The 12641-nt window shown below is 44.0% G+C and carries 8 protein-coding genes; 6 read left to right on the forward strand and 2 right to left on the reverse strand.

Annotated features, from left to right (window positions below; translation table 11 throughout):
• From PPIS_RS05160 to PPIS_RS05180, 5 genes are all read left to right on the forward strand, one after another.
• Positions 1–2169: a DUF6359 domain-containing protein gene (locus PPIS_RS05160; RefSeq protein WP_010379100.1), complete on the forward strand. Its 2169-nt coding sequence runs from the start codon at positions 1–3 to the stop codon at positions 2167–2169.
• A gap of 278 nt (positions 2170–2447) precedes the next feature.
• On the forward strand, positions 2448–3488 hold the full coding sequence (locus PPIS_RS05165; RefSeq protein WP_010379098.1) for an efflux RND transporter periplasmic adaptor subunit: 1041 nt from the start codon (positions 2448–2450) through the stop codon (positions 3486–3488).
• 9 nt (positions 3489–3497) lie between these two features.
• The gene (locus PPIS_RS05170; protein WP_010379096.1) at positions 3498–6614 is read left to right on the forward strand and encodes an efflux RND transporter permease subunit; all 3117 of its coding nucleotides are present in this window, start codon (positions 3498–3500) and stop codon (positions 6612–6614) included.
• A gap of 161 nt (positions 6615–6775) precedes the next feature.
• Entirely contained in the window at positions 6776–7657 is an 882-nt protein-coding gene (locus tag PPIS_RS05175) for a patatin-like phospholipase family protein (protein ID WP_010379094.1), read from the forward strand.
• A 215-nt stretch (positions 7658–7872) separates the two neighbouring features.
• Positions 7873–8754, forward strand: coding sequence for a patatin-like phospholipase family protein (locus PPIS_RS05180; RefSeq protein ID WP_010379094.1), 882 nt, complete (start codon positions 7873–7875; stop codon positions 8752–8754).
• Positions 8755–8996: 242 nt separating this feature from the next.
• Here the strand turns inward: PPIS_RS05180 and PPIS_RS05190 are convergent, their stop codons facing one another.
• Together PPIS_RS05190 and PPIS_RS05195 are read right to left on the reverse strand one after the other, a co-directional pair.
• Entirely contained in the window at positions 8997–9827 is an 831-nt protein-coding gene (locus tag PPIS_RS05190) for a CvfB family protein (protein ID WP_010379092.1), read from the reverse strand.
• Between the two features lie 2 nt (positions 9828–9829).
• Positions 9830–11161, reverse strand: a complete 1332-nt coding sequence (locus tag PPIS_RS05195) for a DEAD/DEAH box helicase (protein WP_010379090.1) — start codon at positions 11159–11161, stop codon at positions 9830–9832.
• A gap of 208 nt (positions 11162–11369) precedes the next feature.
• Between PPIS_RS05195 and trhO the strand changes: the two genes are divergently transcribed.
• The gene (gene trhO / locus PPIS_RS05200) at positions 11370–12353 is read left to right on the forward strand and encodes an oxygen-dependent tRNA uridine(34) hydroxylase TrhO (RefSeq protein WP_010379088.1); all 984 of its coding nucleotides are present in this window, start codon (positions 11370–11372) and stop codon (positions 12351–12353) included.
• Positions 12354–12641: the final 288 nt, after the last annotated feature.

Consider the following 12641-nt stretch of genomic DNA (forward strand, 5'->3'; position numbering starts at 1 on the left):
ATGAAACAAGTAAACTTCAAGCTTTGCAGCGTAGTTTTGGCTGCAGCTATATCCACCTCTGTATTTGCAGCGCAGCCGTATGACTGGAATAACCACATTCCAGTCAAAACACCAAGCACAAACAACAATGGTAAGACAGTATTATTTGATGTGTCACACGGTGGCGTTGAAGGAAACGCTGATTGGGTTATTGACGGTGCGTTTTCAGACTTTGCGGATGCATTAGTTAATGAAGGATATACCGTAAAAGAATATCGTGGTGTTGATTTAAACAATGACGGCAAGATTAGATTCTTTGACGACCGTACCTCTCAAAGCAATCAAAATGAAGCGGTTATCAGCTATGATGCGATTAAAGATGCCGATGTCTTTGTATTGGCAGAAACTAACCGTCCTTTCACTCAATCAGAGCAAGCGGCGTTATTGCAGTTTGTAGCGGATGGAAAAGGGATATTTTTTATTGCAGATCATTATGACGCGGATCGTAATCTAAATACGTGGGATGCCACTGAAGTCTTTAACGGCTACAACCGCTCAGATCTGGCTAAGTATAATCTAGGTGGTGAGTACGGTGACTGGCGTAATCCAAAATCAGCAGACATGGGATGGCTTGCAGAAAATTTTGGGATCCGCTTTCGCTTTAATGCCGCGGATTACAAACAAGGCGTAAGTGGTATTGAGTCTGCGAGCAAAACAGAAGGGATCACACTCGGAGTTACTCCTGTATTGATGGCCGCAGGCGCGACGCTTGCGATTGTAGATGAACAAAAAGCGAAAGGCTTGGTTTATTTTTCACCTTCAGATACACCAGCTAAGTGGCGTCATGCTAAAGATGATGGACTTTACTTTGGTGGTAGAAATGAAGGCCCGTATGTTGCTATCTCAAAAGCTGGGTTAGGCAAAGCCGCATTTATTGGTGATTCTTCCCCAATTGAAGACGCTACACCTAAGTACAAGCGTCAGGATAATGGCAATAGTAAAAAGACGTACCCTGGCTGGACAGACAATGGTAATGCCGCTGTACTTTCGGTCAATATCATCAACTGGCTAGCGACTCCTGAGTCGTATCAGTACTTTGATGGTACTAACGGTCATGCAAGCGGTGAAGTAACACCTGTGCCAATGGCGCCGCAAGAAATGTCTGATCCAAACAATGGTCAGCCATGGGGGACGCCTGCATCGGGTTTTGATGCGTGGAATACAGATAGCTATAAAAATAACTCTTTCAATGCGCCTTATGGTTCAGGGCAAACCAACCCAGATCCTAATCCTGATCCAGAGCCAACTCCTGATGGCACGATTTCTGTAGCACAGGCCCTTGCTGCTTCTACTGGGTCTAAATTTGCTGTGTTAGGTAAAGTGACAGCCGAAGTAAACGGCATCTATGGCATACTACTCACAGATACTGCCAACGCATCGTTAAGTATCAACGTAAAGCTTGAATCTGCTCAGCGCAGTGACTTTAACCCGCAACTCAATCCTGAGATCCTTGGTCAATCAGTTATAGTGACTGGTACTCGAGACAGTTACATGGGTGAGGCTGGTATTCGTTATGTAAGCGATATTCAGATTGCACCAGTGGCATTGTCGGTTGAGCAGGCGCTTGCAACCGCCGAGGGCAATGAAATTGAGCTTGTAGGGCGTGTTAAATCTGCACTTAATGATATCTATGCTTTAGTACTTGAGGACAGCCAAAATCCAAATCATACGATAAATGTTAAACTTGAAAGTCACCAGCGTGCTGCATTTAGTCCGCAGCTTAATCCATCCATTCTTGATTCTACTTTAGTTATCAAAGGTGTTCGCTCATCGTATATGAGTGCACCGGGGATACGAGAAGTCAGTGAAATACAAACCGTTGGTACAACGACAGAGCCATCAAGTGATATGAGTGTTGCTGACGTATTGGCGCTGAATAATGGCTCGGCAGTGGTAGTCAGTGGCAAAATCACAGCTGCGGTAAACGATATCTATGCGCTTGAATTAAGTGACTCAACTGTCGTTGGCAACAAACTATATATTAAGTTGGAATCAGCTCAGCGCGATGCATTTAGTCCCAAGCTTAACCCGAGTTTGATTGGTAAATCACTGAGAGTTGAAGGGATTAAAAATGACTATATGAGTCATCCCGGTGTTCGCAATGTTACTTCACTTGTATTGTTAAATTAAATCATTGTAATTGACCCTCCTTAAAGTAGGCATAGCGACGTTTATGTCTACTTTATTCTAAGCGTTATTCCTGTATATTCTTTGTTCATTCATTATTTCACAAACTACACTTTTGAGGTCATTTACCTAGTTTGGATGGTAATGATTTTTATTTGTGTTAGTGTGTCGGCGTTATAGTGACATAAACTCGCCAGCTGCAATGCTTCGTCGAGATCAGTAGGTGCTATTGCATAGTGTTTACTGAAAGGAATAGTGTTTTTAACTTTGGAACAAACTACATGAAATGCGTTTGCTTAATACTCTCTCTTTTATCCTTTAACCTTTATGCTGCAGCGGTCAATGTTGTGGTCACTGATGTAAAGCAACAACAGCTTGAACGAACATTGTCTTTAACGGGCTCAATTAGTGCAGCACAATACGCACAAGTGTCAAGTTTAACCGATGGTGTAATAACTAAGATTTCAGCTGAAGCCGGTGATATTGTTGAAGCAAATACTGTACTGCTGAGTCTCGATGCAGCTTTAGTAAAAGCTGAGCTGAAAAGTGTAGAAGCTGCACTTGAGCGCGCCAAGGTCGATCGCAACAATGCGATAAGGTTGGTAAAAGAAGCACAGTCTCTGTCGCAGCAAAAATTATTTGCGCAAACTGAGCTTGCTGACAGAGAGGCTAAGTTACAAGCATCAGAAGCCACTCTTTTAGAAGCACAAGCTAAGATAACTTATCAGCGAGAGCTCGTTAACCGCCATCAATTAAAAGCGCCTTTTACGGGGGTGATTGCAAAGCGCACAGTTAATTTAGGTGAGTGGGTGACGCGTGGACAAACGGTGTTTGAATTAGTGAGTAGCGATATACTATGGCTCGATTTGCAAGTGCCACAAGAGTACTTTCAGCTTATTAATCTCGGCCGTGTCGTTAATTTTAGCGTCGCAAGCGAGCCAAGCGTGCAGCATCAAGCTCATGTATTAGCAAAACTTCCTGTCATTGACAAAACCAGTCGCTCGTTTCTATTAAGATTGGCAATCCCAAAAGGTGCGCAGATACGTGTCGGCGCATCGGCTACGGCAAAACTGCCGCTAATTCGAGCACAAGACCAAAGCGTGATTATTCCTAGCGATGCGATTTTGCGTCACCCCGACGGTGGGTTCAGTGTCTTTGTGGCCGTTGACGGTCAAGCAAAGCGGTTAAACGTTGAAATTGGTGAGCGAATTAATGGTCATATTGAAGTTTTATCTGGCTTAGAGATAGGGCAACAAGTGGTGGTTGAAGGCAATGAGTTACTGCAAGAAGGCCAGGCATTAAACATTGTACCGGGATTATAGGAGCGGGTGATGTTAAGAGCCAGTGTAAATCACGCCATTTTAGTTGCTGTCACGGTATTGATCTGTTCGATATTGGGCATTGTTGCGGCGTTTAAAATTCCGGTGCAAATGATCCCAGATCTTGAAGTAAGAACCATCACTGTGGTGACCAATTGGCCCGGTGCCACGCCGCAGGATGTTGAAAAAGAAATACTTATAGAGCAAGAAAGGTATCTTCGCTCACTTGCGAATCTAACTCGAATGTCCAGTTATGCCAATACTGGTGAGGCAGAGATAGAGCTTGAGTTTCCATTTGGTGTCGACGTCAACGAAGCGCTCATAAACGTGAGTAATGCGTTATCTCAAGTGCCAAATTATCCTGAAAACGTTGACCAGCCGGTGTTATACAGCAGCGCGTTTTCGAGCAATGCCTTTATGTTTTTTAATCTAAAACCACAACCGGGGAACCCACTCAATCTTGATATTGATATGCTTCGCGATTATGCCGAAGACTTTATTCGTCCAGAAATGGAGAGAGTCAGCGGAGTATCACAGGTTGGTGTGCGTGGTGGTGCACTCTATCAAGTACAAATTTTGGTAGATCAAGAACAACTGGCGAGCCGTGGAATTAGCTTAGTTGATGTTAGAAATGCAATACGCAGTCGTAACCAAGATGCCTCTGCCGGCGATATAGACAGCGGTAAACGGCGTTATTTACTGCGTATGGTCGGCCGCTTTGAGTCAGCTAAAGTGCTAGAAGAGCTGGTAGTCAGTCACCGTGCGGGCACCACAATTAAGCTCAAAGACATCGCTCAGGTAAAGCTTGATCATTATGAAGTGCGCGATATTGCCTATAACAATGGCGAGCGAGCCTTAATGCTCTCGGTGAGACGGGAAAGCGGTTCTAACGTGATGGCCATTAAAGAAGAAATGATGGAGGTGGTGGCTCGCGTCAACCGTGACATGCTCGCAAGTAATGGACTACAACTGACGCTATTGAGCGATGATGTTCGTTACGTTAAAGGCTCTGTTGAAAATGTTTGGACTAATTTAGCGCTGGGTGCGGTGCTTGCGACTCTGGTGATGTTTTGGTTTTTAAAGAGCCCACGCTCGACCTTTATTGGTGTGATGGGCGTTCCAATTTGTACCATCGCGGCATTTTTGGGTCTGTTGCTATTTGACAGAACGATCAACGTGATTTCCCTCGCCGGCGTTGCGTTCGCCATTGGCATGACGGTTGATAACACCATTGTTGTACTTGAGAACATAGAGCAAGCCAGACGCCGAGGTCTCGACAAACTTCAAGCAGCTATTACCGGAGTTCAAGAGGTATGGCCTGCGGTGCTCGCTTCAACCCTGACCACAGTGTTGGTATTCGCACCTATTTTATTTATTCAGCAAGAAGCCGGACAGCTTTATTCCGATGTCGCAATTGCGATTTCTGCTGCAATTATCGCTTCTATGTTGGTGGCCTTGTTTGTGGTGCCTGCGGCAAATGCAAATTTTGCCTGTAAGGAGATCTCCAATGGCATGTTGTCTACGCCTAAACTGCCAACGTTTATTCCGGCGATGTTATCAAGTCCGCGTGCTCGCATAGTGTGTATTGTATTCGGTAGTGTGTTGTTACTCGGTGGTGCGTGGTTATTTATGCCTAAAGCCGAATATTTGCCAGAGGGAGAGGAGCCAAAAGCGTTCTCTATGATGATAGCGCCTCCGGGCTATAACCTCAGCCATATGCGAAAAATTGGTGATGAACTACTTCCTTATTTAAATAAGCATTTGGAAAAAGATGACAGCGATTTTGTATCAGGTAACACGTCGTTGCCACCTTTAAAGTATTATTCGATGTCTGTTGGTGTCGGTAGCATTTGGCTATTGAGTGAACCATACAACCGTGAATACATCGATGAAATGATGGAGGCAATCACGACCAAGTTTAGAAGCTACCCAGGAATGCGTGCATTTTCTTCACGAGGCTCGATTATCTCCAGTAATGATGGCGGTTCAAGAGCGGTGGCTTTGGATATTAGCGGTACAGATCAAACGGCGCTCTACCGAGCGGCAGATGCAGTGTACCGGTTAGCGGGGGAGGTCTTTGATAATCCACAAGTGGATTCTGCGCCATCTTCTCTGACACTCGACCAACCGTTAATAGAGATTCAACCAAGGTGGCAACGGCTGGCTGAAGTGGGTATGAGTGCTGACGAACTCGGCTATACGGTCGCAGCTCTGAGTGACGGCGCTTATGTTGATGAGTTGATTTTAGACGATGACAAAGTAGACGTCTTTTTATTTTCTGAGTCGGGTAATCAGCAAAGTCTTTCGCAATTAGCGCAATCTCCAGTTGTAACCAAAGCTGGACTGATCCCGCTGAGCGCTTTGGCCGATCTACGAGAAAAAGCAGACAGTGATAGTTTGCGTCGAGTTGATGGGCGTAGAACCGTGACTGTATATATTATTCCACCAAGAAATGTTGCGCTAGAGGAAGCGCAGGAATTAGTAAGAACGGAATTATTACCGCAGCTTCAGAGGCAGGGCGATCTGCTTCCTGGTGTCAATGTGAGTATCGGTGGCGCTGCCGACCAACTAGACAAAACCAAAGAAGCGCTGGGCAGTAATTTTGTCGTTGCATTAGCGCTGTGTTACTTATTACTTGTCGCAATCTTCAAGCATTGGGGCTATCCGCTATTTATTATGGCAACAGTGCCGCTTGGCATGGCAGGGGGTTTACTTGGACTAATTGCTATTAATGGCATTGGTAGCATAACAGGCACTTTCCATCAGCCTTTTGACATGATCACTATGCTCGGCTTTTTAATCTTGTTAGGGACTGTGGTGAATAACCCTATTCTGATTGTCGATCAAAGCCGCAGAAACCTTGAGAGTACTGCGATGAGTGTGTATGAGGCGGTGATCTCAGCACTACAAACGCGATTAAAACCGATTGTGATGTCAACGATGACAACCCTATGCGGTCTTGCGCCATTGGTGTTCATTCCAGGAGAAGGAGCTGAGCTTTATCGAGGCGTTGGCATGATAGTGCTTTGTGGTATTGCTATGGCAACTATCGTTACACTCACCATTTTACCGGCGCTATTAGTCAGCTTTTTAAAACGGCCGATAGAGAGTTCTGTAAGCAAACTTTAACCATATATTAATCACACTGTGGATATTATGAATGCCTTGCTTGAACGTTTCTGTTCAGCAGGGCATTTTTTATTGCTAAGTTGTATGGAAGCTTGAATTTCTAGGTTTTGCCCTCAGTAAAATAAGATGCGTACAGGTTTATATAATAAAAAGAGCACAACATGACAAATAACATACGCTCTGCAATTATCGCTGAGGGCGGAGGTCAAAAAGGCATTTTTACAGCGGGCGTGCTTGATGCTTTTCTTGAGAAAAAATTTACGCCTTTTGATTTAAAAGTGGGTGTCTCAGCGGGCGCACAAAACCTCGCAGCTTATTGCGCTCGCGCCAGTCAATATGCGCAAACCGCTATCGAATCACTTACAACGGAGCAGCAGTTTTTCCGTCCCGCGCGATTTTTTACTGGTGGTAACGTCATTGACTTGGATTGGTATTTTCAACAAGTAGAGCACAGCGGCAAAGTACGGTTTCCAACTGAGCCTAATCACCTCACGCCGGAAAGTAACTTTTATGCGGTTGCAAGTCACTTAGACTCGCTTGAGCCACATTATTTGCATACCTGGCACGATAACATGTTTACCCATTTAAAGGCTTCTAGTGCAATCCCTTTTTTATATCGTCCAGGCGTTAAAGTTGCGGGTCACGGCATGATGGATGGTGGTGTAGCCGATCCTTTACCCGTACGCTGGGCACACAGTCAAGGGGCAAAGACGATTTGGGTGATCAGAACCATTGAGGCACATGACGATGGCAAAATGCCAGTGCTTGAGCGCTTAAAGCCAATCATGCGACGCGTTAATCAATCTCCTCGAATGTTTGAAATGTATCATCACTATCAAAGTCGTTATGCCGATGCGGTTAACTTTATGAATTCACCACCAGAAGATGTTAACGTCATTCAAATAGCGCCCAATAGACCACTGGAATCTATGATTTTAGGCTCAAGCCCAGAGACCTTAAAGTCAGATTATAAATTGGGATTTGAACTTGGATTAAAAGCGGTAGATAAATGGCGAGATATGCTTGAAGTAAGTGTAATGTGACAAGCAAGTCTCAGGTTGAGACTTGCTAAGTAACCTGAGCTGCGGATAATTAATGCCTTTCTAGCAGCCAGTTTTAGCGCTAACTGCGTTGTGCTTGAACGTTTCTGTTCAGCAGGGCATTTTTTATTGCTAAGTTGTATGGAAGCTTGAATTTCTAGGTTTTGCCCTCAGTAAAATAAGATGCGTACAGGTTTATATAATAAAAAGAGCACAACATGACAAATAACATACGCTCTGCAATTATCGCTGAGGGCGGAGGTCAAAAAGGCATTTTTACAGCGGGCGTGCTTGATGCTTTTCTTGAGAAAAAATTTACGCCTTTTGATTTAAAAGTGGGTGTCTCAGCGGGCGCACAAAACCTCGCAGCTTATTGCGCTCGCGCCAGTCAATATGCGCAAACCGCTATCGAATCACTTACAACGGAGCAGCAGTTTTTCCGTCCCGCGCGATTTTTTACTGGTGGTAACGTCATTGACTTGGATTGGTATTTTCAACAAGTAGAGCACAGCGGCAAAGTACGGTTTCCAACTGAGCCTAATCACCTCACGCCGGAAAGTAACTTTTATGCGGTTGCAAGTCACTTAGACTCGCTTGAGCCACATTATTTGCATACCTGGCACGATAACATGTTTACCCATTTAAAGGCTTCTAGTGCAATCCCTTTTTTATATCGTCCAGGCGTTAAAGTTGCGGGTCACGGCATGATGGATGGTGGTGTAGCCGATCCTTTACCCGTACGCTGGGCACACAGTCAAGGGGCAAAGACGATTTGGGTGATCAGAACCATTGAGGCACATGACGATGGCAAAATGCCAGTGCTTGAGCGCTTAAAGCCAATCATGCGACGCGTTAATCAATCTCCTCGAATGTTTGAAATGTATCATCACTATCAAAGTCGTTATGCCGATGCGGTTAACTTTATGAATTCACCACCAGAAGATGTTAACGTCATTCAAATAGCGCCCAATAGACCACTGGAATCTATGATTTTAGGCTCAAGCCCAGAGACCTTAAAGTCAGATTATAAATTGGGATTTGAACTTGGATTAAAAGCGGTAGATAAATGGCGAGATATGCTTGAAGTAAGTGTAATGTGACAAGCAAGTCTCAGGTTGAGACTTGCTAAGTAACCTGAGCTGCGGATAATTAATGCCTTTCTAGCAGCCAGTTTTAGCGCTAACTGCGTTGAATTCACTTCCAATAGCCAGCTATTGGTGCGTAAATTCGCCTTGTTTTCCCTAAAACTCTCTGGCTAGACAAGGAAAAAACTAAGTTGTTCTTTAGCAACAATGAGTTGGAACATTCCTTATCCAAACCTCAGGTTAAGTATTATGTGCGTTTAAGACTTGCGAATTGAAATAGAAGTCGCTTCAATATCAATTCGGCCGTCTTTAAACAAACCACCGATGGCTTTTTTAAAGTTAGCTTTAGAGGTAGAGAAAGTACGCTTGATTGCGTCAGGATCTGACTTATCGCCTAGCGGTAAATAGCCCCCACTTTCTTCGAGCTTGCTATAAATGATTTCCGCAAGGTCTTTAACCTTACCAATACCCGGCTTTTCTAACACGATATCAATCTTATCTTCGTCATGAACTGCTTTTACAAAGCCCTTCATGCGCTGACCAATATACATCCGCTTAAATACATCATTGAAAAAGACCAATCCAAAGTGTTTTTCATTGACTATCACTTTATAGCCAAGATCGGTTTTTGCCGCGACGATTAGGTCTACTTCTTCGAATTTTTCGTACTCGGCTTTTGATTTACTCAAAAATTTACCCAACGCACTAGACGCACAAATACGCTTACTGGCGTTGTCTAGGTAAAGCCTAACCAAATAGCTATAGCCGTCGCGCATTTTCGGTTTTTGTTCATTGAAAGGCGCTAACACGTCTTTTTCAATACCCAAATCCATAAAAGCACCAACCTTATTGATCTCTTTTACGCGAAGCAGGGCAAACTCACCGACTTGTGCAAGTGGCTTTTTGGTTGTTGCCGTTGCGTGTCCCAAGTTATCTAAATAGATAAATACTTCAACAGAGTCACCTTCTTCGGTGTGCTTTGGCACCTCTGCTCGAGGAAGAAATACGTCACCAAGCTCACCACCGTTTAAATAAGCCCCTTCAGCGGTAAGCTCTTCAATGGTTAACATTTTGATTTGACCTAACATGATTATTCCTCGTCAGTTTGTGGTTTTGGTTTGCGACGCATCGGCATAGTACCGTCAATATCAATCGGTGGCGGGACCACTTTTCTCGGTTTTGACTTTTTCACCGGCTTTTTCTTAGGTTTACTTGTTTGCTTTGGCGCAGACTCTGCAGGGCGATTTTTACTCTGCTGCGGTTTTTGCTTAAGTCCTTTGAATTTACCAACAAGACCGGGGACTTCTTCAAAACGTAGTGGCTCATCAAGATAGTTTTTGATTGCCACATAGCTATCCCAATCTTTAGGACCAACAAATGAAATCGCAGTGCCTTTAAACCCGGCACGTCCTGTACGACCGATACGGTGGACATATTCTTCTGCCTGCTTAGGCAAGTCAAAATTCATAACATGGGTAACAGAGAGCAAATCGAGACCACGAGAAGCAACGTCTGTGGTAACAAGTACTTTATAGATACCACGGCTGAAGCTTTCCATAATGTCTAACCGCTTATTTTGCGGCATATCGCCCGACAACGATACCGCTTTAATCGACATCTCATTTAACAGTTTGCTTAATCGGTCTGTGTCGCCACGAGTTGCGGTAAAGATAATGCACTGTCCTACGTCATCTTGTGTGATGAAGTGCTTAAGCAGCGCTTCTTTATGATCTAAATGATCGGCAAAGTAGAGTGCTTGCTTAATGTCTTCATGCTGCTGGTGGGCATTGCTTAACATAATGCGCTTTGGCGATTTAAGTAATTGACGTGACGATGCTTCAACTTGGGTATGGTCTAGCGTGGCTGAAAATAGCAGCGTTTGTCTTTGGCGGTGATCCGCAGAATCATTAATGACGTCCAACTGTTTTTCAAAGCCAAGGTCAAACATACGATCTGCTTCATCAAAAATAAGCAGTTCAAGACCGCCTAAAAATAATGAACGATTTTCAACGTGATCGGCAATACGACCAGGAGTACCCACCACAAAATGCGGGTCGCGGCGTAGCGCTTTTACCTGATCATTGTAGTTTTCACCACCCAAAATCTTACAGACTTGAATATTAGTGCCAGCACACAGTGCACGACACTCAGAGAATACTTGAGTCGCGAGTTCACGAGTTGGAGCTACGATAACAACGCGAGGATCGCGTTTACTCAGCGCTTTTTGTTTCATTACACGCTGTACGGCAGGCAGCAAGAAGGCTAGGGTTTTGCCAGAGCCTGTTTTAGACTGCGCAAAAACATCGTGGCCAGCTAGAGCCGTTGGGATGGCATGCGCTTGGATCTCGGTCGGTTCCGTGATCCCTTGGTGAGCCAGTTGTTGTTCTAGGCGCGTATCTATCCCAAGTTCAGTGAATCTCAAGTCAATTTCTCCAAGTCTTGAATTTTAAAAACACGAGATTATACCAAAGCATAGACGCTATCGGATATAGAATTTGTGTTTTTTGCATTTTAATCAAAAATCCGTAAAATACGCGCCTCAGCGCCGGGTTTGCGACTCGGTTTTCGTGCTTTACACATCGTCATGCTTAATGTGTAAGCTAATCAAAGCTTAAATCTAGGAAAATACAATGTCAGAACAATACGTTGTTTGTGCTATGTACAAGTTTGTCTCTTTACCTAACTATCAAGAGATAAGACAGCCACTTCACGATGTGATGGAAGCGAATGAAGTTCGCGGTACGTTACTACTTGCCGAAGAAGGCATTAACGGTACCGTTGCCGGTAAACGTGAAGGCATTGATGCGCTACTTACATGGTTAGACAAACAACCGGGCCTTGATAACATCGTTTATAAAGAGTCGTTCGATGAAACTTGCCCTTTCTACCGCACTAAAGTAAAGCTTAAGAAAGAAATCGTGACCATGGGTGTGCAAGGTATAAACCCTAAAGAAGTGGTTGGTACGTACGTAAAACCACAAGATTGGAACGCATTGATTTCAGATCCTGACGTTGTGCTAGTTGATACGCGTAACGACTATGAAATCGAGATCGGTACGTTTAAAAATGCCATCGATCCTAAAACCAAGACTTTCCGTGAGTTCCCTGAGTGGGCGCAAAATAACTTAAACCCAGAAAAACACAAAAAAGTGGCGATGTTCTGTACTGGCGGGATCCGCTGTGAAAAATCGACAGCGTATATGAAAGAGCAAGGCTTCGAAGAGGTTTATCACTTGGAAGGCGGCATTCTAAAATACTTAGAAGACGTGCCAAAAGAAGAAACCATGTGGGAAGGCGAGTGTTTTGTGTTTGATAACCGTGTTGCTGTCGATCATGATTTAAACAAAGGGTCTTATGATCAATGCCATGCTTGTCGTATGCCAATCACGGAAGCAGAGAAACAACTCGAAGAATATATGGAAGGGGTGTCTTGTCACCACTGCCACAAAGACTTAACAGAAGAGCAAGTTGCACGATTTGCTGAGCGCCAAAAGCAAATTGAACTGGCGAAGCTACGCGGCGAAGGTCATATCGGTCATGAAGCACAGGATGCTATTCGTAAGCGTAAAGAAGAAAAGCTAGCGCAAAAAGAAGCGCAACGTCAAAAGCGCTAAAGGTGCATTGTACTAAGAATACATAACAAGGGGACCAGATGGTCCCTTTTCTCTGCTAAACTTTCATTGCAAGCTATTTGCGCAGGCGCCATTCGCTCTGCAAACTTTTCATATTAGGTGTGTAGCCTTTTCTAATTCACGTATTCAAATTCTTTTAAATCTAATTCTGAAATTAAATTAATTCATAATAATCAATGGGATATTCATTATTCTCAGATTGGTGTCTTCCTTGCTTATTTAAAGGCTATCGCTGTAAATCTAAAAATTGATTTACGCCGTTAAATTTTT

This window comes from Pseudoalteromonas piscicida (genome assembly GCF_000238315.3).
Lineage (GTDB): Bacteria > Pseudomonadota > Gammaproteobacteria > Enterobacterales > Alteromonadaceae > Pseudoalteromonas > Pseudoalteromonas piscicida.

Coding starts and splice junctions, on each gene's coding strand:
- PPIS_RS05160 (WP_010379100.1), top strand. CDS start 1: ATGAAACAAGTAAACTTCAAGCTTTGCAGCGTAGTTTTGGCTGCAGCT.
- trhO (WP_010379088.1), top strand. CDS start 11,370: ATGTCAGAACAATACGTTGTTTGTGCTATGTACAAGTTTGTCTCTTTA.
- PPIS_RS05175 (WP_010379094.1), top strand. CDS start 6,776: ATGACAAATAACATACGCTCTGCAATTATCGCTGAGGGCGGAGGTCAA.
- PPIS_RS05165 (WP_010379098.1), top strand. CDS start 2,448: ATGAAATGCGTTTGCTTAATACTCTCTCTTTTATCCTTTAACCTTTAT.
- PPIS_RS05190 (WP_010379092.1), bottom strand. CDS start 9,827: ATGTTAGGTCAAATCAAAATGTTAACCATTGAAGAGCTTACCGCTGAA.
- PPIS_RS05170 (WP_010379096.1), top strand. CDS start 3,498: ATGTTAAGAGCCAGTGTAAATCACGCCATTTTAGTTGCTGTCACGGTA.
- PPIS_RS05180 (WP_010379094.1), top strand. CDS start 7,873: ATGACAAATAACATACGCTCTGCAATTATCGCTGAGGGCGGAGGTCAA.